The organism is Cellvibrio sp. KY-YJ-3 (assembly GCF_008806955.1).
Classification (GTDB): Bacteria; Pseudomonadota; Gammaproteobacteria; order Pseudomonadales; family Cellvibrionaceae; genus Cellvibrio.
In genome coordinates this window covers 1,183,567-1,208,603 of record NZ_CP031727.1, presented here as the reverse complement: position 1 = coordinate 1,208,603, position 25,037 = coordinate 1,183,567, and the positions used below count along the sequence as shown (strand labels likewise).

The window sequence follows — 25,037 nt, the reverse complement described above, 5'->3', positions numbered from 1 at the left end:
TAGACGTGGAGCGAGGCGAACACCATAGAAATTGACTATCGACTTTTGCAGCAAAAATGAATGGTTTCACAGTGAGAATGCACGCACGCTAGTCAGCGACACGATTTGGTGCAAAGCAACCGCTTTTCTGTGACATGCCAAGAGGCATTCTTGATGCTAATATGGCGTCACTATTCAACACAGCACACAATCGCACCACAATAGATCATTTAACAAAAATACCGCACCAAAATAGTGCTTATGGCAATATTTTTCAGGCCTCCATGACCCCAAGAGCCTTATTTTTAAAGGTGTGTTGCTATTTTATTTAAATGGCATATATTTTGCCCCTTTTCTGACACCCTAGTCTTGCCCCGCTCCCCTAAATGAGTCGCGAGTCCGGATGAAGTGGGGAAAATTTTCAGGTAAACGACCTTTGGCCGGTTATCTTGGTAGTTATAACTTTTCACAATCCGTAGCCTTCGGGCTATAACACTTGGAGGCATTCAATGTCTAAGACTTTAGACCTGATCAAAGAACACGAAGCTCGCTGGATTGATTTGCGCTTCACCGATTTCAAAGGTAAAGAGCAGCATGTAACTTTCCCTGCCCACGTTGTAAACGACAGTTTCTTCGTTGACGGTAAAATGTTCGACGGTTCTTCTATCGCTGGCTGGAAAGGCATTAACGACTCAGACATGATCCTGATGCCAGACGATTCAACTGCTGTTCTGGATCCTTTCTACGACGAAGCAACCATCAACATTCGTTGTAACATCGTTGAACCAGCCACCATGCAAGGTTATGACCGCGACCCACGCTCTATCGGCCTGCGCGCTGAAGAGTACTTGAAGTCTACCGGTCTGGGCGATGTAGCCCTGTTTGGTCCAGAGCCAGAATTCTTCATCTTCGACAGCGTTCACTTCCACAGCTCAATGGGCGGCGCTTTCTACAAAATCAAATCTGAAGAAGCAGCATGGTCATCAGGTGACGACGTTGAAGGTAAACACGGCCACGCGCCACGCGTGAAAGGCGGTTACTTCCCCGTTGCTCCAGTAGACTCACTGCACGACATCCGTGGCGCTATGTGTAACGCCATGGAAGCCATGGGCCTGGAAATCGAAATCCATCACCACGAAGTTGCTAACGCTGGCCAATGTGAAATCGGTGTAGGCGCTAACACTCTGGTTAAGAAAGCGGACGAAGTACAGATCCTGAAGTACTGCGTACACAACGTTGCTCATCAATACGGTAAAACCGCAACCTTTATGCCGAAGCCTTTGATCGGTGATAACGGTTCAGGTATGCACGTTCACCAGTCTTTCTCCAAGAACGGTAAAAACCAATTCGCGGGCGACGCTTACGCTGGTTTGAGCGAAACCGCTCTGTACTACGTTGGCGGTATCATCAAGCACGCTAAAGCACTGAACGCTTTCTGTAACGCTTCTACCAACTCGTACAAGCGTTTAGTTCCAGGCTTTGAAGCTCCAGTAATGCTGGCCTACTCTGCCCGTAACCGCTCTGCCTCTATCCGTATTCCTTACACTGTTGGTGAAAAAGCCAAGCGTATCGAAACCCGTTTCCCTGATCCAACTGCTAACCCATACCTGTGCTTCGCTTCATTGCTGATGGCCGGTATCGACGGTGTTCTGAACAAGATTCATCCGGGCGAAGCAGCGACCAAAGATCTGTACGATCTGGAGCCGGAAGAAGAAGCAGAAATCCCACAAGTGTGCTCATCTTTGGAAGAAGCTTTGGCTTCTTTGGAAGCTGACCATGACTTCCTGTTGGCTGGCGGTGTGTTCTCTAAAGACTTCATCGATGCTTACATCGACCTGAAGAAACAAGAGATCCAACGCGTCAACATGACTCCGCACCCAGTAGAATTCGAACTCTACTACTCAGTGTAAAAGTCGGGGCTGCTTAGGCAGCCTCGTCAGACCTCAAAAACCCGCATAGCCTAGCTTGCGGGTTTTTTCTTACCCGCTTTTTAGCCATTTCTAACGAGATCGATATGCGCCCAGTCACACTCGATACGATCTATCAAATATTGAACACAAACTGCATCAATTCGTACTGATCATTGCTAGATAATGCCCTTACTGACACAAAAAACCTCTAGCGCCTGATTTTGCTTGACCATTAACCTTAAAAGGAATCGATGCAATGAGCCAACTTACCCGCTTCGCTATCGGCATGACCATTCAGAGATTATTCTCAAGCCAGATGTATAAAGGCTGGCAACTCTTCCATGTGAGCGCTGTATTAATCCTTGTTATGACCGGCTTGGCGGTAGCGATGCAGCCGGATCTGGTAGAGGGGTTACGCAGTGCAATCCGCGCTACAGCGCGCTCCTCTTTCGTGTTATTTATCGCCGCATTTACGGCTTCTGCTTTCGCCGTACTAACACCATCCCCCTTCACCAAAGCTCTGGTGCGTGAGCAGCGTTTTATTGGTTTAGCCTTTGCTTTTTCCCATTTTGTTCACGCTGTGTTGATCTATTTCTATGGACAGCTGCATACAGGATTTTGGCCAGCAAGGTCTGTTATCGATAATATCCCCGGCACATTGGCCTATGTATTTATAGTGTTAATGGCGATCACCTCGTTCAAAACACCTGCAAAACTCATGGGACCAAAAGCCTGGAAAAGGCTGCATTCGATAGGCATGTGGATCATCGTCGCCGTTTTCGCCTTTGCTAATTTCAAGCGCATTCCCATGAGTGATTGGTACCTGCTACCGTTTGGCATCATCTGCGCTGCAGTGGCAATCCGTCTTGTCGGCAAGTTGGCGCAAGCCAACAGACGCAGCCAAACCGAACTGACTCACCGTAGCGGCTAAAGCGCGCGACGGGCTTTTTCTTTGGGCGCAGCGCGAGTAACCTAGGGCAAATCAACCTAATGGGAGAGTGCAATGCGCGTCTGGTGGCTTTTGTTAATACTCATTGCTCCGCTGGCTACAGCGGAAGTTTACAAAACCGTCGATAAGGATGGCCGCACGGTTTATACCGACAAACCCAAAACCGACAATGCCGAAAAGCTGGAACTGCGCGAAATCAATACCGTACCCGGCGCCCAGCCACTCCCCAACTCATCACCAGCCATTTCGGTAGACTCGCGCCCGGCGCAGGTGGACTACCGGATTGAGATTATTAGCCCCCGCTCTGATGTCACTATTCCGGTTGGCCAGCGCGATCTGGCCATTGCCACCGTACTTCAGCCTGCCCTCCGGGAGGGCCACCTGCTGGTGTATTTTATGAATGGTGAACTACTGGAGGAGACCACGATGAACAATATCATCGTGAAGGATGTGCCGCGCGGCACCCACACCCTGGTTGTCGAAGCCATCGACGTGAATGGGCAATCATTGGGCACATCGGCACCGGTGATTGTTAACGTAATACGCCCTGTTATCAAAAAGAATGCCCCACCAAAGCCCACCCCCAAATAAGCGCACCATTTTGGTGCTATGATTTTCCCGCTATTCACCATTATGGATAGTTTTTCAGGCTAAATTTGCGGGATCATGCCGATTGCTAACTTGGTTTGGTTTTTGCAGTAGCCTAGTTGCCCATTGTCAGGGCGTTCAGGAGAGCAAAAGCCGGTGAACTCGCACAATATCTACAAGCCCATATTGGATAGTCTCAGTACCGCCATTATTTTGGTGGATGTGGACTTGTTGATTTGCCATATGAACCCCGCCGCCGAAGCCTTGCTGGCTATGAGCTGCGAGAGCAATACCGGCGAACCCATCACCTATTTCTTTTACGAGTCCGATGAAACTGACCGCCAACTTAAAATGGCGGCAACCCAAGCCAATCATTACACCAAACGCCATGCGGAATGGCGCTTGCTCAGCGGTGGCTCGGTTACAGTGGATTACACCGTAACCCCTTTTGGCAATCACGATGGGTTAATTATTGAAATCCAGCCGATCGACCGCCTATTGCGCATCAGCCGCGAGGAGATGCTGACCTCATCCCACGAGACCAGCCGCAACCTGATTCGGGGTATGGCTCATGAAATCAAAAACCCGCTGGGTGGCATTCGCGGCGCGGCGCAACTGCTGGCGCGTGAACTGCCCAACAGCAGCCTGACCGAATACACCAGCATCATCATTGATGAAGCAGATCGCCTGCGCAATCTGGTGGATCGCATGCTCGGGCCCAATCAATTGCCCAAATGGCAATCACTCAATATCCACGAGGCGATTGAGCGGGTGGCCAATATCATCAAGGCCGAAAGCGACGACGCGATCAAAATCGTGCGCGACTACGACCCCAGTATTCCTGAACTGCAAGGTGATAAGGAGATGCTGATTCAAGCGCTGCTAAACATAGTGCGCAACGCCATGCAGGCGCTTACCGAGGCACAGGTGGATAACGGGGTGATCCAACTGCGCACCCGTATCCAGCGCCAATACACCATTGGCCGCAAACACCACGGCCTGATTTGCCGCATCGACATTATCGACAATGGCCCGGGCATACCCGAGCACATGATCGAAAACATTTTTTACCCCATGATTTCCGGCCGCGCCGAGGGCACGGGTTTGGGTTTGACCATTTCGCAACATCTCATTCATCAGCACCATGGCCTCATCGAGTGCCATAGCGAGCCGGGCAATACCCGCTTCTCGCTTTACTTACCAATGGAAACCTACCATGCAGAAGTCTAATAAAGTCTGGATTATCGATGACGATCGCTCCATTCGCTGGGTTCTGGAAAAGGCCCTGCAGCAAGCGCATATAGAGACGCGCTTGTTTGAGTCGGTGGATAGCGCCATGAGCCAGCTCAATCGCGATGCACCCGATGCGATCATCAGCGATATTCGCATGCCCGGCACCGACGGCCTGACCCTGCTCGGCAACCTGCATGCGACCCACCCGCAAATTCCGATCATCATTATGACCGCCCACTCGGATCTGGATAGCGCCGTCGCTGCTTACCAAGGCGGTGCGTTTGAATACTTGCCCAAACCTTTTGATGTGGATGATGCCGTTGCCGTGACCCAGCGCGCCCTCGCCCATGCCCAGGAGCAAAAGTCAGATCACGGTACCGAGACAGCGCTGGAAACCAATACGGAAATCATCGGTGAAGCACCGGCGATGCAAGAAGTATTTCGCGCCATTGGCCGTTTGTCGCAATCCAACATTACCGTGCTGATCAACGGTCAATCGGGTACCGGTAAAGAACTGGTGGCACGTGCCCTGCATCGCCACAGCCCCCGTCGCAACTCACCGTTTATCGCCCTCAACATGGCGGCGATTCCTAAAGATTTGATGGAATCCGAACTATTTGGGCACGAAAAAGGCGCGTTTACTGGCGCTGCCGCACAACGCCAGGGGCGTTTTGAACAGGCCAATGGCGGCTCGCTGTTCCTCGATGAAATCGGCGATATGCCCGCCGAAACCCAAACCCGCTTATTGCGCGTATTGGCTGACGGTGAATTTTATCGCGTGGGCGGTCATACGCCGGTGAAGGTCGATGTGCGCATCATCGCTGCCACCCACCAGAATCTGGAAACTCTGGTCGCAGACAACCGTTTCCGCGAAGACTTGTTCCATCGCCTCAACGTTATCCGCATCCATATCCCCAAACTCGCCAACCGCCGCGAAGACATTCCCAAACTGGCGCGCTTCTTCCTGCACAAAGCGGCGACTGAATTAAATGTTGACCCCAAGGTGCTGCTGCCGGAAACCGAAGAGTATTTCTGCACCCTACAGTGGCCAGGCAACGTGCGCCAGCTGGAAAATACCTGTCGCTGGATCACAGTGATGGCGTCCGGGCGCGAAGTGCATATCGAAGACTTGCCACCAGAGCTGCTCGACAACAAAGAAGTCTCCACTCCCGCCGACGATTGGGAAAAGGCTCTGCGTCACTGGGCCGACCAAGCGCTGGCGCGGGGCCAGCACCAACTGCTCAGCGAAGCCGTACCTACGTTTGAGCGCGCCTTGATTGAGACCGCCCTGAAAAGCACCGCCGGGCGCAAGCGCGACGCCGCCAACCTGCTCGGCTGGGGGCGCAATACCCTCACCCGTAAACTCAAAGAGTTGGGTATGGCAGGAGGCAATGACCCGGATGGCGACGGTGAAGATTAAGCTCAACCGCTCAACCTGACGCGATTGTATTCCCCCAGTAGGCGCCAACCCGGTTGGCGCCTAAATCATTTCTTACTTTTCCCCTCCTGTGCGCGCAGCTTCTGTTAGCTGTGTCTATACTCACAACACTTATCAACATTGCGATCATGACCAAGGCAGCGGAACCCAGCCGCTCAAGATTCCTGGCCAGAAGCCGCAATAGTGATTACACAACGGCTCAAACAACAATAAGCGCTATAAACCGAATTAATTCGGGGGGAACCATGATACAAAAATCCTTACTTACAAAATTAATGACCTTCTTGTTTTTGGTAATGACAGCCATTGCGCTGCTGGTAATTTTTGTTAACTACCGCATTGCCGCCAGCGACCTGCAAAACAAACTCGATAGCGAGACAGCGGCCATGGTGGAGCTCACCAACAGCTCCATTCTGGAAGCAGTGTTTGCTTATGATTTCCAACAAATCGAGGCGATTGCCAAATCGCTGGTGAATACTTCCCTCATCACCTCCGTCAATGTTGTGGATCACCGCGGCAAGGCGTTGGCTAAAGCGGCCGACGACGATAGCAGCGAAGGGAAAATAGTCCGCCAAGCCATTCCTATTGTGTATGGCGGCAATACCATTGGCAGCTACGACATTACCTTTAGCAGTCAATCCATGACTGATGCTTTAGCCGATCAAATTCAAACCAACTCGTTAACCGTTATCGCCCTGCTGGCGGTGAGCTTGCTGACGGTTTACTTCCTGGTGCGCAGCATGGTGCTGGCACCCATGTATGAAGTGACCCGCTCGCTCTCCACTATTGCCGACGGTGGTGGCGACCTGACCCGTCGCTTGCCCACCGATAGCGGGAATGAAATTGCCGCCCTTGCACACAACTTCAACCGGGTGATGGAGCATATTGCCGACATCATCCGCAACGTGGTGCAGGTAAATGACAAGGTGCGCGCCAACGTCAATACCATGAGCCGCGCGACCGAAAGTACCGTTAATTCCACTTCCCAACAGTTGCGTGAGATTGAGTTAGTCGCCACCGCGGTAGAAGAGCTGTCCGCCTCGGCGACTGAAATTGCACGCCATGCCGGTGAAACTGCCGAGCGTACCAACGCCACCAGTATCCTGGCGGAAGAGGGCAATACCATTGTGAATTTATCGCTGGAAAACGTGAACCGCCTGACCGGACAAATCGAATCCACCGCGCAGAAAATTCAGGTATTGAAAAACAACTCAGTGAATATCGGCTCGGTGATGGAAGTAATCCGCACTATCGCTGAACAGACCAACCTGCTTGCATTGAATGCGGCGATTGAGGCTGCGCGCGCGGGTGAACAGGGCCGAGGTTTTGCGGTGGTAGCCGATGAAGTGCGCTCACTCGCCCAGAAAACCCGCTCGTCCACCGAGGAAATCGAATCCATTATTGTGCAGCTGCAACGCGCCGCCGATGAAGCACATCAGGCGATGCACACCAGCACCACCTCGGCGCGCGAAACCATCGACACCGCATCCAAAGTGGGTGAAGCGCTGGGTAAAATTCGCGCCAATATCGGCACTATTAACGACATGAACCACCAAATCGCTACAGCATCCCATCAACAGAGTTCTGTCGCTAATGAGGTGAGTAAAAACATTACGGCGATTCACGGCTTGTCTGAAAACGTGGTGGAAAACGCGCAGGTGGTCAACCACAGCGGCAGCCAGTTGATCAACGAAACCAGCGAACTGAAAAAACAAATCGACAGTTTCAAAGTCTAGCTACAGGGCTCGTCCCTACCCAAAATGGCGCCTCAGGGCGCCATTTTGTCGTTCTGGTCAATGCTTTTAAACGGCAAAAGTTCACTAGCCTCGGCCGCATACTGCACAACCCCTTCGGCCTCCTGCGCCACAAACTGCGCTATCGCAGCGCGAAAAACGGGCTCTGCAATCCAGTGGTTAGAATAGGTCAGCACCGGCGCAAATCCCCGTGCGATTTTATGCTCCCCCTGCGCGCCACCATCAAAGCGCTGCAATTGCTGGGCAATGGCGTAATCAATACCTTGGTAATAACAGGTTTCAAAATGCAGGAATTGATACTCCTCAAAACAACCCCAGTAGCGACCATAAAGCGTGGAGCTATCGCGCACAAACAGTGAGGCGGCGATAGTACGCTGCTGCGGGTCATCACTTTTGCTGGCACTAATCAGCACCAGATTCTCGCTCATGCTGGCGCCCAACTGCCGAAAAAAATCCTCCGTCAAATAGCCGCTGTGACCGCTGCGTTTGAGATAAGTCGTGCGATACAGGGCGTAAAAGGTTTCCCAATCGGCAGGGCCAAGCTGGCTGCCGGTTTTTACTGCAAACACAAACCCCTGCTCCCGCACTTGGCGGCGCTCCTTGAGGATATTTTTGCGCTTGCGTGCACTCATACTGGCGACAAAATCCTCGAACCCGGCATACCCCTGATTAACCCAATGGAACTGGCACCCCAAGCGCTGCATCAACCCCTGGGTGCGCAACTGCTCACTCATGGCGCCATCGGGAAACAGGCAGTGCCAACCGGAAAGGCCTTGGCTTGCACACTCAGCATTGAGCGCGGGGGCAATCTGCGCCAGCAGCTCCGCTAGCGACGCCTCGGGCGCGCACAACAAACGCGGCCCATAACAGGGAGTAAAAGGAACCGCATTAATCCACTTGGGGTAATACTCCAAACCGTGACGACGATAGGCGTCAGCCCAGGCCCAATCGAATACATACTCGCCATAAGAGTGGGTTTTGATGTAACCCGGCATGGCAGCGATCAACCGCCCATCGGCCTCCACCAGCAGATAGTGCGGCTGCCAGCCGCTGCGGGCAGAGGTGCAATCGCTGGTCTCCAGCGCACAGAGAAACTCATAGCGGACAAAGGGGTAATCTGGCGGGCAAAGCCTATTCCAGCTGCCCGCATCCACCAACAGGATTGAACTGATAAAACGAATTTGCACGCCAGTGGCTCCATCGCAAGGGAAAGGCAACCTTATAGATTCAGGCCACCATCGGTAAAGTTACGCAACCACAAATAGGCTTGCTGGTCATTGTCACCATGAGTGCAGTAGAATCGGCGCACTTTAGTCACTATTGGTTACTCAATGTCTATGTCTGATCCCGACCCCGGGCTGCCAGTGCTACGTCATTCAAGTGTCAGTTTATCCTCCTTGCTATTGGATTTTGCCGCCAACGTCAGTGCCGAGAGAGTAAAAGTTAGTGATATCACTGATTCCCTCGGCCAGCGCTCCTTCGGTTTTATTCTGCTGATTTTCGCCCTCCCCAATTCACTGCCCATTTTGGGTATTCCCGGTGTTTCAACGATTACCGGCCTGCCACTTTTATTTGTGGCGGTGCAAATGGCGTTGGGGCATGAACGGGTATATCTACCGCGCTGGATTGCCAATAGTTCACTGGCCACCACCGATTTCAAAGCACTGATTAACAAGGTAGTGCCCTGGCTAAAGCGTATTGAGCGGCTCATGAAACCGCGCATTCTTTTTCTCACGGCGGGTAACGCCGAGCGCTGGCTAGGTGCTTTCTGTGCCGTGCTCGCACTGTTGCTGGCCCTGCCGATTCCCTTGGGGAATCTCATGCCCGCCCTGGGGATATTATTTATTGCCCTCGGCCTGATTGAAACCGATGGTGTGTGTGTACTTACCGGTATCGCACTGGGTATTGCAAGTTGGGTACTGTTGGGTGGCCTGGCATGGGTGATTTTTAAAACTACCCTGCTGGTTATCGAGCGGATGTTTTAATTCTGAGGCTATAAACGTGGAATGGATGGCTGATCCCGGCGCCTGGCTGGGACTCTTAACCCTTATCGTGCTTGAGATTGTGCTGGGGATCGACAACCTGATCTTTATCGCCATTCTCGCCAACAAACTTCCCCCGCACCAGCGCGACAAAGCGCGGGTTATCGGCCTCAGTTTGGCATTGCTGATGCGCCTGCTGTTGCTCCTGGGCATCTCCTGGCTGGTGACACTTACCGAACCGCTGTTCAGTATTTTTGATAAATCCCTCTCCGGGCGCGATTTAATCCTGTTGCTGGGCGGAATATTCCTCCTCTTTAAAGCCACAGTCGAAGTGCACGAGCGCCTGGAAGGTAAGGCCATCACCGCACGCAAAGGTCAGGTTCACGCCGCCTTTTGGGCGGTAGTCGCGCAAATTATTGTGCTGGATGCTGTCTTCTCGCTCGATGCCGTGATTACCGCCGTGGGCATGGTTGAACACGTGGAAGTGATGATGATTGCGGTGGTTATCGCCATGATTATCATGATCGTAGCAAGCAAGGCGCTCACCGATTTTGTCAACCGTCACCCCACCGTGGTGATGCTCTGTTTGGGCTTCCTGCTGATGATTGGTTTCAGCCTGGTAGCCGAAGGTGCCGGCTTCCACATCCCCAAAGGTTACCTGTATGGCGCTATCGCCTTCTCTATATTGATTGAGGTTTTCAACCAGTTAGCGCGCTCCAACCGCACCCGCCACCTGATTGGCGAACGCCCCTTGCGCGACCGAACCGCTGAAGCAGTCTTGAAACTGCTGGGTGGCCGTGGCGATGCGGACGAAGTGGGCGAGGATATCGCCGGCATGACCGCCCATCGCGGTGAAGATGACGCCTTTGAACACAGCGAGCGCAGCATGATTCGCAGCGTGCTGCAGCTCTCAGATCGCCCGGTGCAATCACTCATGACGCCGCGCCCCGATATTGTGTGGGTGGATGCGAACGCCAGCCCGGCAGAGTTGTTGGAGATTCTGAAAACCACCCCGCAAACCCGCCTATTAGTCGCCCGCGACGAACTGGACAACCTGCTGGGCGTAGTCCAGAGCCGCGATTTGCTCACCGCCGCACTCGACAATCAACCGCTCGACTTGGCCAAACTGGCACTCTCGCCGCTCGCGGTACCCGAAGGCACCAGTGCGCTCAAAGTGCTCGAAATGCTGCGTCAGGAGCCTTTGCCGCTCGCCATTGTGATTGACGAATACGGCAGCATTAAAGGTCTGGTCACAACCGGCGACTTGCTCGCGGCGATTGCCGGTGAATTAGCCGATACCAACGACCAACCGCTCGCGGTCGCGCGCGACAATAGCTGGTGGCTGGACGGCAGTATCGCCCTCGATCAAGTGGAAGAGCTGTTGCACATTAAACTGGATCGCGGCGATGGCGATTATTTTACCCTCGCGGGTTTACTGCTCGAACAACTGCAGCATGTGCCCGTGGTGGATGAACAAATTTTGCTCGCGGGTTATGAATTTCAAATCAAAAGTATGGAAGGCCGCCGCATTCTGCAGGTGTGTGCCACACCGCTCGTCAACGATCTGGGCACACCGCAAATTGGATATTGAGTAAAAAACCGTCACTCGCTGTGTATGGGCTAAATAAGATGAAAAATGTGTCATCGTACGAGACCCAGCGCACCGACTGGCGCACAAAATCTGCAGATAATGCCGCCACAAAATTAGTGCCGAGGAACATTCAGTTATTGTTCATTTGCGCAGATTAGTATCACCCTTGAAGACCTTACTGGAGAATTTTTATGAAATCATCAATCAAAAAGATGGGCTTGGTTATCGCAGCGGCAGGTTTATTCGGCAGCGTAAATGTGTTGGCAAATTCGCCCATCAGTTACAACTACGCCGCACTGCAATTTGTAAATCAGGACATTGATGACAGCAACTGTGATCAAGACGGTTTGCGCCTGAGCGGCAGCCTGGAATTGAACAGCGATTTTTTTGCCGTGGGTTCTTTTAGTGACCTGAGCGATGGCCGCTGTGGCGCTGAAGCACTGAGCGTGGGTATTGGTTACCACACATTGTTTGGCGCCGATTCAAGTTTGTACGGTACCTTGAGTGTAGAAAATGTTGATATTGATCATTATGACAGCGACTCGGGTATCGTTGCTGCCGTTGGTCTGCGTGGTTTTATCAATCAACAAGTGGAAGCAAAAGCACAACTGGCCCACCACACTGCATTTGATGGCAACACCGTATTAAGTGGTGGCCTTGCCTACTGGTTCGCACGCAACTTTGCTGCAACCGCGGATGTTGGTTTGGGTACAGAAGCCTCAGAAATTGCGTTGGGCGTGCGCATGAATTTTTAATTCTCCAGGGTGAATTCTGGACTGTGCCACCAATAAAAAAGCCGACATTTTTGTCGGCTTTTTTATTGGAAAAAATTGACTGCTATTGGTTTGCCGCCTCCAGCTCTTCACTGATCATCAGCCAATTTTCTTCGGTTTCTTCCAGTTGCGTTTGCAGTTTTCCCTGCTCGGCAATCAGCTCCTGCAATTTTGTTTTATTTTTATCATCGTAAATACTGCTATCGCCTAACAGGTTTTCAATTTCACTTAATCGTTTCTGGAGTTTTTCCAGCTGCGCTTCCAGATTTTTCAATTTATTGGTGAGCGGTTTTAGTTGCGCGCGTTGCGCTGCGGACTGTTGGCGCTGGGCTTTTTTATCAACTTTATCACCGCCCTCTGCACTGATGACTTTTTCTTTTTCGACCGCGGCCGCCGTGGTTTTTTGCTGTTGCATCCACTGGTAATAATCCTCAAGATCACCGTCAAACTCTTCGACTTTGCCATCGGCAACCAGCCAAAATTCATTGACGGTGTTGCGCAACAAATGGCGATCATGCGATACCACAATCACCGCGCCTTCAAATTCCTGCAGCGCCATGGTGAGTGCGTGACGCATTTCCAAATCCAAATGGTTGGTGGGTTCGTCGAGCAATAAGACGTTAGGTTTTTCCCACGCGATAATCGCCAGCGCCAAACGCGCTTTTTCACCGCCAGAAAAATGGGTGATAGGTTCAAACGCGCGGTCGCCGTGAAAATCAAAACTGCCGAGGAAATCACGAATTTCCTGCTCGCGCGCCATAGGCGCTAACCGCTGGATATGCAGCGCGGCGGAGGCATTAATATCCAGCGCTTCCAATTGATGCTGCGCAAAATAACCCAGCTTGAAATGTTCGCCGTTAGTGCGATCACCGCTCAGCAAAGGCAGCGAACCGGCGAGGGTTTTTACCAAACTGGATTTACCCGCGCCGTTAGGGCCGAGCAAACCAATACGCGTTTCCGCGCGAATGCTCAGCTCGACTTTATTCAAAATAACTTTGTTGCCCTGATCATTTTTATAGCCAATATCAGCGCGTGCGATATGCACTAACGGCACCGACATTTTGTCGTGACATTTAAACGTAAAGGTAAACGGCGAATCGATATGGGCGGGCGCAATTTTTTCCATGCGCTCCAACTCTTTAATCCGGCTCTGTGCCTGACGCGCTTTAGTCGCCTGCGCACGGAAACGGCGAATATAACTTTCGACGTGGGCAATACGCTCTTGTTGCTTCTCAAAACTCGCCTGTTGCTGTGCGAGCTTTTCCGCGCGCTGACGTTCAAACGCGGAATAGTTGCCGCTGTAGTTATCGAGTTTTTGTTTTTCGATATTTACAATGCGATCGACAATATTGTCGAGAAAGTCGCGATCGTGCGAAATGATAATCAAGGTGCCGGCGTAGCGTTTGAGCCACTCTTCCAGCCACAGGGTTGCATCCAAATCCAGGTGGTTGGTCGGCTCATCGAGCAGGAGTAAATCCGATGGACACATCAGCGCCTGCGCGAGGTTCAAACGGATACGCCAGCCACCGGAAAAATCCGATACCGGACGCTGGTCATCACCCGGGGCAAAACCCAAACCATTTAACAATTGCTGCGCGCGCGACGGCGCAGTGTAAGCGTGGATATTTTCCATATCGCTATACAAATGTGCCAAGGCTTCGCCGTTGTGTTCCGGGTCCTGCAGGGCGGTGGCAATGGCGCGCTCCAAACGGCGCAATTCGCTGTCGCCATCGAGCACATAATCCAGCGCACTGCGGCTGGTGTGGCCAACCTCCTGCGCCATGTGCGCGACGCGCCACTGCTTGGGGATATCCAGCGAGCCGGTATCACTGTGCAATTGGCCGAGCAACAGTTGGAATAAAGTGGATTTGCCTGTGCCATTGGCGCCGATTAAACCGACTTTCTGGCCAGGGTAAATAGTGAGGTCAGCACCATCCAACAGGAATTTGGTGCCGCGCTGAACGGAGACGTTTTGTAATTGAATCATGGCGCGCATTCTAGCAGACTTGCCCTAAACCCCTGCTAGCGGATTCTGCAATGCCCACACCTGCCCAACTCGATTCCCTGTGGGATTTTTCCCTCGCCCTCTATGCGCAACCCGACGTCGCAGATACCTGTTTACGCCTGCAGGATGAGCAGGGCATCAATGTGAATTTATTGCTTTGGTGTGTATGGCTGGAATGCAAAGGGCTGGCGCTGGACGATGCCCATCTGCACGAAGCCCAACGCCGCACTCGCGGCTGGGATCATCATTACGTGGTGCCTTTGCGCCATTTACGCAAGCGCATGAAGGCGGAATTTGGTATTCAGAACGAAGTGATTGAGGGGGTGCGCAAACATATCAAACAAGCCGAGCTGGCCGCCGAGCAGCAATTGCAAATGCAATTACAAGACCTGACCCAGCAGTGGTTGCAACAGCCTAACGGCCTAAAACCGATGGCTATTGGGAACACACAATTTGAAGGCAGGAATTTGCGCCGCTATCTGGATGACGCGGGTGTAAAGCGCGGCGCAATAGATTCCCTGGTTCAGTGTTTGACTGGCGTTTTGCGCAGCATTTGATCCAGTTGATCGACCAGCTCGCACCAGTCGGAATCCTGCTGCCAGCTTTCACGCAGAAAGGCGCGTTGGGATGGTGTCCAGAAACTGGCATCGGCAAGGCGTATATCGGCGGGTAAAGGGTGATGTTGGATAAACTGCGCGATATCCGCGTAGTCATTATCCAAGCCCAGCTGGGAAAAGAGTTCCGGCATGCCCATGGGTTGTTGATTCATAAAAGATCCTCCGTGTTATATCCCTTAAAGTATGAATCTCCTTTCGGGGAAACGTTCAATTGTTTTTTCATAAAAAAAGGAGCGTACAGAGCGCCCCCTTTTTATCACTTCGTCATTAACCGGCACTCAATGCTTGCTTTTGCAAGGCATGCAACTCCGCAATGGCTTTTTTGCCCAGGCTCAACATGGCAGCAAATTCCGCCTCGCTGAAGGGTTCGGCTTCGGCAGTGCCCTGAATTTCGATAATACCGCCATCATCGCCCAGCACCAGGTTCATATCAGTGTCGGCGGAGGAGTCTTCGGGGTAGTCCAAATCCACCACCGGCACACCTTGGTAAATCCCTACTGAGATAGACGCAATACCGCGTTTGAGCGGCTCACCCGTCACCTTGCCTTGCGCTTTGAGAAAGTTAATCGCATCCGCCAGTGCGACCCAGGCACCGGTGATGGACGCGGTGCGGGTGCCACCATCGGCCTGAATAACGTCGCAATCAATATGAATGGTGTTTTCACCCAGCGCGGTTAAATCCACCGCGGCACGCAGCGAGCGGCCAATCAAACGCTGGATCTCCACCGTGCGCCCCTGTTGTTTACCGCGCGCGGCTTCGCGATCCATACGCGTGCCGGTGGAGCGCGGCAACATGCCGTATTCGGCGGTGAGCCAACCCTGCCCCTGACCACGTAAGAATGGTGGCACTGAATTGACCACACTGGCCGTACAAATCACTTTGGTATCGCCAAATTCCACCAACACAGAACCTTCAGCGTGTTTGGTGTAATGGCGGGTAATACGAACAGGGCGTAACTGGTCGGGAGTGCGACCGCTAGGGCGTTGCATGGCTTGAATCCTTACTGCAAAAAGGGAACTTTAAAAGGTAAAGCGGGCGGCTGTGATAAGATCCCGCATCGGTTATGACAATTAATTTACGCGGGAACTCTACCAGCTCAAGGGCCGACAAGACCAGCATTGATCGCCCAGCCCGCGCCTTTAGAGGATTTACTATGCCACGCAGTATGACCGGGTTCGCACGCCGCGAAGCCAAACTTCCCTGGGGAACCCTCGTCTGGGAAATTCGCAGCGTCAACCACCGCTACCTTGAACCCAGCTTCCGCCTGCCCGAGGATTTCCGCGAAATAGAACCGCACCTGCGCGACGCCATGCGTAAAGCGCTGCAGCGCGGTAAAGTCGAAGCCAGTTTGAACGTGCACTGGGAGCAAGAAGGTGAAAACGAATTAGGCCTGAACCTCACCAAAGTCGCGCAGCTCACCAAAGCTGCACAACAAATCAACGGCTTGCTGGGCGATGTTGCAGCGCCAGTAAATGCGCTGGAAATTTTGCGCTGGCCGGGCGTGATTCAAAAGCAGGAGCTGGACCGCGACGCCATGCACCAGGCCGCGCTCGAATTATTCGACAGCGCCCTGGAAGGGTTAATCGAACACCGCTCGCGCGAAGGCGCAGAACTGGAACAGCTGATCCTCAGCCGCTTGGACAGCGTCTCCACACGAGTGGTAAAAGTGCGCGCGCGCATGCCCGAAATCCTCGCCGCACAGCGCGAAAAACTGCAAGCTAAACTCAGCGCCCTGCAAGTGGAATTAGACCCGGAGCGCCTGGAACAGGAAATTGTCTTACTCGCGCAAAAAGCCGACGTGGACGAAGAATTGGATCGCCTGGACACCCACGTTATCGAAGTCAAACGCAGCCTCAAACAAACCGATTCCTTAGGCCGCCGCCTTGACTTCTTGATGCAGGAATTAAATCGCGAAGCCAATACACTCTCATCCAAAAGTATTGTGAGCGATACCACCCAAGCGGCGGTGGAATTGAAGGTTCTGATTGAGCAAATGAGAGAGCAGATCCAAAATATCGAATAAATTTTTTGTCGCCCACCCAATAAAAAGGCCGATGGCAAACACCATCGGCCTTTTTATTGGGCGGAAAAATTAATTACACGCTGAACCCGTTACCACGGGGATTTCTGCCGTGCCGGAGTGGGTTCCTTGAAAACCGAACTCTGCTGACTGGCCGGGTTGAATGCTGGCATTCCAGCCGGCGGGGGTGGCGCTGTAGGGGTTGTTGCCGCTGAGGGTTGCGTTCCAGCTGCTGGTGATGCGCGTGCTGCCGCTGTAGTTCCAACTCACATTCCAGTTGTTGATTGCGCTGGTGCCCGTATTGGTAATGCGGATGGTGCCGGTGAAACCCGAACCCCAGTTGTTGCTGACGATGTAGCTGCAGTTGCCCCCGCTCACTGCACTGGAAGCCGAACTTGAGGCGACGCTGGAAAGCGCACTGCTGGTGACGACTGCACTGCTGTTGGAACCGGCAGTGGGTGTAGCGCTGAAGGCATTGGAGTTGTATGACACACCATTCGCCGTGTATTTCACCCAGAACCAATAGGCTGTGCCATTGCTGAGATCAGTTGCGGTATAGCTGCGGGTGCTGGCGGCGAGCGATGCGATGCGCGTACGCCCGGCGGGGTCGGCATCGGTGTCGCGATAGATTTCTATCGCACTAATCGTCCCGCTCGCAGACCAACTGAGCGCAACTTGACCATTGCCGGCGCTGCCCCCGAGGGTGACCGCTACGGGCGCCACAGAACTTGAACTGCTGGATGAGCCGCTACTTACCGGCCCAGCGTTGGGGTTGGTGCCGACAAAATACAGATCCGGTGCAGGCGGTGTCGCCATACCATCGCCGAGGAAAAAACCGGGGTGCGGCGGCTGGTTGTAACCTACGTTTTGCCAGGCGATGGCGGTGCGGTACTGGCTGTCGTGCATTAGCGTGCGCAGCTTATGGGAAGTGATAGTGTTGGTGGAGAAGATCAACAGTTGGCTGTTGTTTTCGTGGCGCCAGATCACCTCTTCACGCCAGTCACCCAATAGGTCGGCCGAGAGCCCCGGTGTCGCTTTGGTGCTGTTGTTGGAAGCGGCGCCATAGTTGTAGGCGGTGAGCAGGCGCGAGCTGCTGTTATTGCTGTAATTCCACTTGTCGATCATGGTGTTATTGAGTTGTTCGCGCAGCAGGTCGCCATCCCACCAGGCGGCAAAATTGATCGAGGCCGGTTTGCTGGTGGTGATTTGGCTGCCGGTCGCCGAATTGATACCACCGGCGCTGGCCCAGCTCTCGGCACCCGGGGTGCGTGGGTCTATATCCATAATCACGCCGCGCCCGATATCGCCACCGCCCTGAAAACTCCAGATGATCTGGCCGGTTTTGGCGTCGTGCATTTCCACGCCGTGGTTGCCGTAGCTACTGGGCGATTCATGCACCATAAACACCTCCAAGCCAGGGCGACTGGGCAGGAAATCGCTCAAGTGCAGCGCATCGCCATGGCCGAGGCCGGTGGAATAGAGCAGGGTGCCGTTGTCGTTAATAGTGGCGGCGCCATAGACGATTTCATCCCTGCCGTCCTGATCCACATCGCCCACAGTGAGGCTGTGGGCGCCTTGGCCCGCAGCGGCGCCATTGCCGCTGCTATTGCTGTCAAATGTCCAGCGGCGGGTGAGTTGGCCGTTGCGCCAGTCCCAGGCGACGAGTACCGCGCGGGTGTAATAACCGCGCGCCATGATCAGGCTGGGGCGGGTGCCATCCAGGTAGCCGACGCCAGCGAGGAACCGATCCACCCGGTTGCCGTAATTATCGCCCCAACTGCTGACCGTGCCGCGCGCGGGCAAATAATCCGTCGTTGCCATGGCGACACCGGTCTGGCCGTTAAATACGGTGAGATATTCAGGGCCGCTGAGAATATAACCACTACTATTGCGGTAATCGGTGTTGGCATTGCTGGCGCCAAGCACTGTGCCTGCAGCGTCGCGGGTGCCGGGGGCGGTTTTCAGCGCCACTTCGGCTTTGCCGTCGCCATCCAGGTCGTACACCATAAATTGCGTGTAGTGGGCGCCGGCGCGAATGTTCCGGCCCAAATCAATACGCCACAACTGGGTACCGTTCATCTCGTAGGCATCGATAAACACATTGCCGGTGTAGCCGCTTTGGGAGTTGTCCTTGGCGTTGGAGGGGTCCCATTTCACAACAATTTCATACTGCCCGTCGCCGTCCAGATCGCCCACACTCAAGTCATTGGGGGAATAGGTATAAGCCTCGCCGCTGGGCGTGGTGCCACCGTTCGGGCGATTCAAATTCACTGCAAGATAGGGGTTTGACCAGGTCGCTTTGGCCGCGTTAGCTGCATATTCGACGCCGTTTATTACCGGGCGAATGGTGTAGGCCGCGCTGGTGGTGCCACTGCTATCAAGGTAATTGGTACTGTTGGTAATGGGCGTGGCGGTGATTTTGCTGCCGTTGCGATAGACATTAAAACCAACCGCCGCCGGGTCATCGCCGAGCATGCGCCAACTGATAAACACGCCATTGCCTGCGGGCAGGGCAACGACACCGCGATCCAGATATTCCGCTTGGCGCGCCGCAAAAACGGGCGCCGCCGCAAGCCCGATAAGGCCGGCACATACACAATTCCGCAGCATTTTAGGCAATCGGCGCGAAGGCGGCGGTGGATCAATAGTGGGTAAATGGATGGGCTGCGACGGGGCGATCTGTGATTGTTCCATGACTGTAATCTCGACTTATTGATTATTAGGAGTGCCGCAAGGGCTTGTCGAGGTTATATAAATCTGATTTATAGCGAAGCGCTGTTGTACGCCAAACCGATTTTCAGCGCCACAAATTGTGCAAAATGTGAACTGGGCATGCACAGGATTTTGTGTATTGAAGTGATTTTTACAAATAAAAATTACCACTGACTGGCTTTGGAATCAGCCAATCAGCGGGTAATGCGGAGGATAAAGTTAAATCAACTCGCGACGTGCGCCGACCAGCGCTCCAGCAGGATCGCCTGGGCATCAATTGTCTCTTCACCCTGTTTGGGTTGCGTGGGCAGGTAGCTGCCGTCCTCTTGCAGAATCCAGGCGTGGGTATTGTCGCGCAGGTATAAATCCAGGTCTTCCAAAATACGGTCGCGGATTTTTTTGTGTTTGATCGGGAAGCAGGTTTCCACGCGATGAAACATGTTGCGCACCATCCAGTCGGCACTGGAGCAGTAGAGTTCCGGGTTGCCGTTATTTTCAAAATAAAACACGCGATGGTGTTCCAAAAACCGGCCGATAATCGAGCGCACCTGGATATTTTCCGATTGCCCTTTTACGCCGGGGCGCAATTGACATACACCGCGCACAATCAAATCAATTTTCACGCCGGCCTGCGAGGCCGCATACAATTCGTTCACCAATTCTTCATCATAAAGTGAATTCATTTTGGCGATGATATGGGCGGGTTTGCCCTGCTCGGCATTTTCTTTTTCGGTGCGAATCCGCCGCACCATACCTTTGTGCAGAGTAAATGGCGCATACAACAGCGATTCCATTTTGGACGCTTTGCCCATGCTGGATAATTGCAAAAATACGCGGTAGACATCTTCGCCCAAATCTTTATCCGAGGTGAGCAAACCATAGTCGGTATAAATTTTACTGGTGCGCGGGTGATAGTTGCCGGTGCCCAAATGCACGTAATAACGCAGTTTGGTCTGTTCGCGGCGCGCGACCAAAATCATTTTGGCGTGGGTTTTAAAACCGACCACACCGTAAATCACGTGAATACCAAAACGCTGTAAACGCTCGGCAAGTGCCACGTTTTGTTCTTCATCAAAACGCGCGCGCAATTCCACAATCGCGGTCACCTCTTTGCCCGCTTTGGCAGCGGCAACCAAGGCATCCACAATCGGTGAGTTGGAGCCAGTGCGGTAAAGCGTTTGTTTAATCGCCAGCACTTGGGGGTCGGCAGCGGCTTCGCGTAAAAAATCCACCACACACTGAAACGAATCAAAGGGGTGATGCAGCAACATATCCTGCTTCTGCAACACTTCAAAATACGAATTGTTGCGCTTGGGCAGTTTGGGCATGGCCTGCACAAAAGGTTTGAAATAATGTTGCGGGGTTTTGATCAATTCAAATAAATCGGCAAAGCGATTGAGATTCACCGGGCCATTTATGCGATACAAATCGCGCTCTTTAATTTCGCAGCGCTGCAATAAAAACTGCTCCAGCTCGCCGGGGCAGGTGTCGGTAATTTCCAGGCGCACTTCGTCGCCATATTGGCGATAGGCAAGTTCACCTTGCACCGCGCGCAACAAGTCATCGGTCTCCTCTTCATCGAGAAAAATGTCCGAGTTGCGGGTGAGGCGGAACTGGTAACTTTCCATCACCGTCATGCCCACAAAAATCTCGCCCATAAAAAAATGAATAATGGAGGAGACAAAAACAAATGCGCGCCCTTGGGTGACTAATTCTTTGGGCAATTCGACAATGTGTGGCAGCGAGCGCGGCACCTGCACTATGGCGCGGCCGGAGTTGCGCCCAAACGCGTCTTTGCCGTCGAGGCGCACAATAAAATTCAAACTTTTATTGAGGATGCGCGGAAAGGGGTGCGCCGGATCCAGGCCGATGGGGCTGAGTACCGGTAGCACTTCGGATAGAAACACCTGCTTTAAATGCACAATTTGTTCAGGTGTCCACTCGTCGCGGCGCAGCACAGAGATGCCGTTTTCGCGCATCGCCGGCACCACTTCTTCATTCAGAATGCGGTACTGCTCATCCACCAATTGATGGGCGCGCACAGAAATTTCATTCAGCGTCTGGGTTTGGGTCAGGCCGTCCGGCCCTTGGGTTGGGGGCGCATTGCGCTCCAGAATCTCTACCAGGCCACCCACGCGCACTTCAAAAAATTCGTCGAGATTGGTGGAAAAAATACACAGGAATCGCAGCCGCTCCAGCAGTGGCAAACTGCGGTTATAGGCTTGATGCAAAACACGTTTGTTGAATTCGAGCAAGCTCAGCTCGCGGTTGAAATAGGCGTTATCCACCTTGTACCTCGTAACACGATTCATGTGAAGCCAATAAGTTGCGCCAGATTATGGCAATTGTGTGACAGAAATAAGACAGTAGTGTTCCTGTTGTAACACTAGCAAAGAATCGCTGCGGCGGGGCCGTTAGGTGAGAATGAAAAATAGCGGCGGGAAGGAAAAACAAGGCCTGCACTTGCAGGCCTTGGTGACTGATCCACTGGTGGGAATCAGCGACGAATCAGTTGCACTTGTATACATCAAAACTCTGGCGGCCATTGTTCACCAGACTGGCCGGAACAATGGTATCACCACCAAATGAACTGGCTTCATTGCGTGCCATGTTGGTCAATTCAGTGGCCACTTTGTTAGGGTCGCGCTTCATAGAGCCAACAAAGTTATCTTTCACTTTTACATTCACGGTGCGGACTTTTTCACAGCTGCGTACGTTAGCGGCGTTGGCAACCGCCACATTGCTGCCTTGTTCATTCACTTTCACCCAAGTACAGGCGCTGGTGAGTGATACCAGGGCTACAGCCAACAGAGACATTTTTTTCATAAGCAGATCCTCGCAAGTGATGGTGGGGTAGTCGCTGGTCAGATACTAGCCAACGACCAAAAACTCGCGGCTACACTAATGCCAGCGCGTCAGGGTTGCAAGCCTTGCCGCGCGCAAGCCTGTGGCATCAAAGATAATAAATTTGGGCAATCGCTATCGGCAGTAGTATCTTTAGCGCTAGCGCATCCGGCCCCGCTGCCGCGCTGTGACTAATATGCGTCACCCCCGTGTTGCACGACCAATAATCAGATTCAGCGATAGGACAATCCCTAAAGAGGAGTTTACCCATGGGTTCATCACCGCAAGGTGCCCGTCATCACCTGTTCAACCGGCAAAATCTGTGGCGGCTAATCAAGCTGTTGGCAGTGCTGGGTATTTTTATGTCAATCACTCTTGCCATTGGCAAACTCTACCAAAAATGGGACGACGACCCGGTGCGCGGTGCGCTGGCGGTAGAGAACGGCACGTTTGGCGAGAACTATTCCACCCCCATCTACCTGGATCAGGGTTGGAGCGCCAACGACAGCCTCTGGTACTACAACACCACCCAGGGCTCGGCACTGATTCCCTACGACTTTTTTATCGCCCTGGAACAGGCCGAATTCAACGAGCCGTTTCGCGCCAATAGCCTGATCGACAAATACCGCTACCTGCCGCAAAAACCCACTTTCTTCAACCCCGACGGCCTGCCGGTCGGCTTTGTCAAAGAGAGCTATAAAGGCAAGGATTACGTCGGGTTTACCTGCGCCGCCTGCCACACGGGTCAGGTTAACTACAAAGGTACGGCCATCCGGATCGACGGTGGCCCGGCGCTGGCTGATATGGTGGGTTTTCTCACCGAGCTGGAAAAAAGCATGACCCGCGCGCTCACCGACGCGGAAAAAAACCAGCGCTTTGTACAGCAGGTGTTGACGCTGAATAACAGCTACAGCCGCGCGGAGGATGTGCAGAGCGACCTCAAACGCTGGACCCGCAAAATTAACCTCTACAACACTATTAACCACTCCAGTGTCGACTACGGTTATGCGCGCCTCGATGCCTTTGGGCGCATCTACAACCGGGTGCTGGAGCATGTGATCAGCCGCAAACAGTTGCGCGATGTACTCATCGGCGCCACCAAAGCCGATGGCGATACCAACCTCATGACCGCCGCACAGGTGGACAAGGTGCTGTACAAGATCAGCGAGACCATTATTGGCGACCTACAGTTTGCCAAAATTATCGAGCGCTTGATGTCTACCGATGACGGCTACCCCGGCCTCGGCATGGTAGATATGGAGCGCATCAAGGCCCTGATCTTCAACGAACCTAACGCCCCCGTCAGCTACCCCTTTTTATGGGACATCGCCCAGTCTGACTATGTGCAGTGGAATGGCTTGGCGAGCAATGCGGGCATGGGGCCGCTTGGGCGCAATACCGGGGAAGTGATTGGTGTGTTCGGCATTTTGGACTGGACCGCCCACAAGCGCGGCTGGACCTTGTCGTCCCTGCTCACCGGTCAGCGCAGCAAAAGTTACCAAATCGACTTTTCCTCCTCGATTGATATGGTGAACCTGTCGCGTCTGGAATCGCACCTTAAAAGCCTGACCTCACCGGTCTGGCCGACGATTGAAACCCACACCAAAAACCCGGAGCAGCAAAAGGCCAATGCGGTATTTGGCGCACTGCCCGAGTGGCGCATCGACTACGCCAAGGTCCGCCGCGGGCGTAAACTCTATGCCGAGTATTGTGAGTCCTGCCATGAAGTGGCGGATCGCACCGACCGGGATCGCATCCTGGTGGCCGACATGTCCAATATCGATGTGGTGGGCACTGACCGGGCCATGGCCGAAAACAGCGTTAATTACACGGGCTATTCCGGTAACTTTAAAAACACCTATCAAAGTGAGAGTGTGGGTTCACTGGTACTTAAAGACCGCGCGCCAGTGGTGCAGATTCTGACTGCCGCCACCATGGGTGAAGTGGCCACCGAACCCGACCCGGATAAGTGGCTGCCGCGCCGCACCCTGGACTGGCTCTATTTAATGGCCAAATCCTTTTTTGATAATGAAATCAAAGCCAGTGTAAAATCCGGCAACTATCTGGCGGATACTACCGCGGCACCCTATCAATCGCTGCTATCCTACAAAGCGCGAGCCTTGAATGGCATTTGGGCGACGGCGCCCTACCTGCACAATGGCTCGGTGCCCAGTATTTACGACCTGCTGTTGCCAGTGAAGCGTCCGGGTGATCCGGAGGACGGAGAATACCGCCCCAATCAGTTTATGGTGGGCAGCCGCGAGTTTGACCCGATCAAAATCGGCCTGCGCAGCGAGGGATACCCCGGCTTTGAATTCAAGGCCGACAAGCGCGGCGACTTTAATTCAGGTCACGAATACGGCACCATCCACTCACCGCCGGTTAAAGGTCAGCAGCAGGAACCGCTGACGGAAAACCAGCGCTGGGATTTAGTCGAATACATAAAAACCTTGTAGTTAAGGTGCGCTAGCCAAAACTTTGTTGCTACTGCACTGGTCAAAGGAACGATAACGCCACTCTCTTCACGCCCGGCACTTGCGGCGGGCGTGAGCAGGGTGGCGTTGTTGTATGTGGATTACCCTAATTTGAGTTGCCCGACGGCATATGTTGTTAACCATCAGTAAGCGCTGTAAAAATCTCC

General features: G+C 53.2%; 19 protein-coding genes. 12 read left to right on the top strand and 7 right to left on the bottom strand.

Going from position 1 to position 25,037, the window contains the following annotated elements; all coding sequences use genetic code 11:
* The first annotated feature begins 488 nt into the window (after positions 1–488).
* The 6 genes from glnA (at position 489) to D0B88_RS05095 (ending at position 7,833) form a co-directional block, all read left to right on the top strand.
* Complete coding sequence (glnA, locus tag D0B88_RS05120; protein ID WP_007638557.1) at positions 489–1,889, top strand: type I glutamate--ammonia ligase; 1,401 nt, start codon at positions 489–491, stop codon at positions 1,887–1,889.
* A 256-nt stretch (positions 1,890–2,145) separates the two neighbouring features.
* A complete protein-coding gene (locus tag D0B88_RS05115; RefSeq protein ID WP_225318538.1) occupies positions 2,146–2,820 on the top strand; it encodes a ferric reductase-like transmembrane domain-containing protein in 675 nt (224 codons plus the stop codon).
* A 72-nt stretch (positions 2,821–2,892) separates the two neighbouring features.
* Positions 2,893–3,429, top strand: coding sequence for a DUF4124 domain-containing protein (locus tag D0B88_RS05110; RefSeq protein WP_151055628.1), 537 nt, complete (start codon positions 2,893–2,895; stop codon positions 3,427–3,429).
* A gap of 153 nt (positions 3,430–3,582) precedes the next feature.
* Entirely contained in the window at positions 3,583–4,656 is a 1,074-nt protein-coding gene (gene glnL / locus D0B88_RS05105) for a nitrogen regulation protein NR(II) (protein WP_007638563.1), read from the top strand.
* Positions 4,643–6,079, top strand: a complete 1,437-nt coding sequence (gene ntrC / locus D0B88_RS05100) for a nitrogen regulation protein NR(I) (RefSeq protein ID WP_007638565.1) — start codon at positions 4,643–4,645, stop codon at positions 6,077–6,079. The genes glnL and ntrC overlap by 14 nt, the downstream gene beginning before the upstream one ends.
* Positions 6,080–6,342: 263 nt before the next feature.
* Entirely contained in the window at positions 6,343–7,833 is a 1,491-nt protein-coding gene (locus tag D0B88_RS05095) for a methyl-accepting chemotaxis protein (protein WP_151055626.1), read from the top strand.
* A 32-nt stretch (positions 7,834–7,865) separates the two neighbouring features.
* Here D0B88_RS05095 and D0B88_RS05090 read toward each other — a convergent pair whose 3' ends face one another.
* Entirely contained in the window at positions 7,866–9,038 is a 1,173-nt protein-coding gene (locus D0B88_RS05090; protein WP_225318537.1) for a GNAT family N-acetyltransferase, read from the bottom strand.
* Between the two features lie 144 nt (positions 9,039–9,182).
* Between D0B88_RS05090 and D0B88_RS05085 the strand changes: the two genes are divergently transcribed.
* From D0B88_RS05085 to D0B88_RS05075, 3 genes are all read left to right on the top strand, one after another.
* On the top strand, positions 9,183–9,836 hold the full coding sequence (locus D0B88_RS05085; RefSeq protein ID WP_040391008.1) for an exopolysaccharide biosynthesis protein: 654 nt from the start codon (positions 9,183–9,185) through the stop codon (positions 9,834–9,836).
* 25 nt (positions 9,837–9,861) lie between these two features.
* Entirely contained in the window at positions 9,862–11,424 is a 1,563-nt protein-coding gene (locus D0B88_RS05080; RefSeq protein ID WP_198284731.1) for a TerC family protein, read from the top strand.
* Between the two features lie 191 nt (positions 11,425–11,615).
* Positions 11,616–12,179 (top strand): hypothetical protein, encoded by a 564-nt coding sequence (locus tag D0B88_RS05075; protein ID WP_151055622.1) that lies wholly within the window; start codon positions 11,616–11,618, stop codon positions 12,177–12,179.
* Positions 12,180–12,261: 82 nt separating this feature from the next.
* Here D0B88_RS05075 and D0B88_RS05070 read toward each other — a convergent pair whose 3' ends face one another.
* Positions 12,262–14,184 (bottom strand): ATP-binding cassette domain-containing protein, encoded by a 1,923-nt coding sequence (locus D0B88_RS05070; protein ID WP_151055620.1) that lies wholly within the window; start codon positions 14,182–14,184, stop codon positions 12,262–12,264.
* Between the two features lie 50 nt (positions 14,185–14,234).
* Here D0B88_RS05070 and D0B88_RS05065 point away from each other — a divergent pair, with 50 nt between their 5' ends.
* A complete protein-coding gene (locus D0B88_RS05065) occupies positions 14,235–14,759 on the top strand; it encodes a TIGR02444 family protein (protein WP_151055618.1) in 525 nt (174 codons plus the stop codon).
* On the opposite strand, the gene D0B88_RS05060 is transcribed toward D0B88_RS05065, so the two are convergent.
* Together D0B88_RS05060 and rph are read right to left on the bottom strand one after the other, a co-directional pair.
* A complete protein-coding gene (locus D0B88_RS05060) occupies positions 14,726–14,971 on the bottom strand; it encodes a DUF2789 domain-containing protein (protein ID WP_007638578.1) in 246 nt (81 codons plus the stop codon). The two genes, D0B88_RS05065 and D0B88_RS05060, sit on opposite strands and share 34 nt — an antisense overlap.
* Before the next feature lie 115 nt (positions 14,972–15,086).
* Positions 15,087–15,809: a ribonuclease PH gene (rph, locus tag D0B88_RS05055; RefSeq protein ID WP_151055616.1), complete on the bottom strand. Its 723-nt coding sequence runs from the start codon at positions 15,807–15,809 to the stop codon at positions 15,087–15,089.
* 164 nt (positions 15,810–15,973) lie between these two features.
* On the opposite strand from rph, the gene D0B88_RS05050 reads away from it, so the two are divergent.
* Positions 15,974–16,843 (top strand): YicC/YloC family endoribonuclease, encoded by an 870-nt coding sequence (locus D0B88_RS05050; protein ID WP_151055614.1) that lies wholly within the window; start codon positions 15,974–15,976, stop codon positions 16,841–16,843.
* Between the two features lie 69 nt (positions 16,844–16,912).
* On the opposite strand, the gene D0B88_RS05045 is transcribed toward D0B88_RS05050, so the two are convergent.
* The 3 genes from D0B88_RS05045 to D0B88_RS05035 all read right to left on the bottom strand — a co-directional run bounded on the left by D0B88_RS05045 (position 16,913) and on the right by D0B88_RS05035 (position 22,378).
* Complete coding sequence (locus tag D0B88_RS05045) at positions 16,913–19,534, bottom strand: cellulose binding domain-containing protein (RefSeq protein WP_151055612.1); 2,622 nt, start codon at positions 19,532–19,534, stop codon at positions 16,913–16,915.
* 242 nt (positions 19,535–19,776) lie between these two features.
* A complete protein-coding gene (gene ppk1 / locus D0B88_RS05040; RefSeq protein ID WP_151055609.1) occupies positions 19,777–21,840 on the bottom strand; it encodes a polyphosphate kinase 1 in 2,064 nt (687 codons plus the stop codon).
* Positions 21,841–22,060: 220 nt separating this feature from the next.
* The gene (locus D0B88_RS05035) at positions 22,061–22,378 is read right to left on the bottom strand and encodes a DUF4156 domain-containing protein (protein ID WP_151055607.1); all 318 of its coding nucleotides are present in this window, start codon (positions 22,376–22,378) and stop codon (positions 22,061–22,063) included.
* Between the two features lie 287 nt (positions 22,379–22,665).
* Between D0B88_RS05035 and D0B88_RS05030 the strand changes: the two genes are divergently transcribed.
* Entirely contained in the window at positions 22,666–24,852 is a 2,187-nt protein-coding gene (locus tag D0B88_RS05030) for a di-heme-cytochrome C peroxidase (protein ID WP_151055605.1), read from the top strand.
* The last annotated feature ends 185 nt before the right edge of the window (positions 24,853–25,037 follow it).

Excerpts from the sequence above, each read along its gene's own strand:
- ntrC (WP_007638565.1), top strand. The coding sequence starts at position 4,643 with ATGCAGAAGTCTAATAAAGTCTGGATTATCGATGACGATCGCTCCATT.
- D0B88_RS05085 (WP_040391008.1), top strand. The coding sequence starts at position 9,183 with ATGTCTATGTCTGATCCCGACCCCGGGCTGCCAGTGCTACGTCATTCA.
- D0B88_RS05075 (WP_151055622.1), top strand. The coding sequence starts at position 11,616 with ATGAAATCATCAATCAAAAAGATGGGCTTGGTTATCGCAGCGGCAGGT.
- D0B88_RS05065 (WP_151055618.1), top strand. The coding sequence starts at position 14,235 with ATGCCCACACCTGCCCAACTCGATTCCCTGTGGGATTTTTCCCTCGCC.
- D0B88_RS05045 (WP_151055612.1), bottom strand. The coding sequence starts at position 19,534 with ATGGAACAATCACAGATCGCCCCGTCGCAGCCCATCCATTTACCCACT.
- D0B88_RS05050 (WP_151055614.1), top strand. The coding sequence starts at position 15,974 with ATGCCACGCAGTATGACCGGGTTCGCACGCCGCGAAGCCAAACTTCCC.
- D0B88_RS05035 (WP_151055607.1), bottom strand. The coding sequence starts at position 22,378 with ATGAAAAAAATGTCTCTGTTGGCTGTAGCCCTGGTATCACTCACCAGC.
- D0B88_RS05060 (WP_007638578.1), bottom strand. The coding sequence starts at position 14,971 with ATGAATCAACAACCCATGGGCATGCCGGAACTCTTTTCCCAGCTGGGC.
- D0B88_RS05080 (WP_198284731.1), top strand. The coding sequence starts at position 9,862 with ATGGCTGATCCCGGCGCCTGGCTGGGACTCTTAACCCTTATCGTGCTT.
- D0B88_RS05095 (WP_151055626.1), top strand. The coding sequence starts at position 6,343 with ATGATACAAAAATCCTTACTTACAAAATTAATGACCTTCTTGTTTTTG.
- rph (WP_151055616.1), bottom strand. The coding sequence starts at position 15,809 with ATGCAACGCCCTAGCGGTCGCACTCCCGACCAGTTACGCCCTGTTCGT.
- glnA (WP_007638557.1), top strand. The coding sequence starts at position 489 with ATGTCTAAGACTTTAGACCTGATCAAAGAACACGAAGCTCGCTGGATT.
- D0B88_RS05110 (WP_151055628.1), top strand. The coding sequence starts at position 2,893 with ATGCGCGTCTGGTGGCTTTTGTTAATACTCATTGCTCCGCTGGCTACA.
- D0B88_RS05030 (WP_151055605.1), top strand. The coding sequence starts at position 22,666 with ATGGGTTCATCACCGCAAGGTGCCCGTCATCACCTGTTCAACCGGCAA.
- D0B88_RS05115 (WP_225318538.1), top strand. The coding sequence starts at position 2,146 with ATGAGCCAACTTACCCGCTTCGCTATCGGCATGACCATTCAGAGATTA.
- D0B88_RS05070 (WP_151055620.1), bottom strand. The coding sequence starts at position 14,184 with ATGATTCAATTACAAAACGTCTCCGTTCAGCGCGGCACCAAATTCCTG.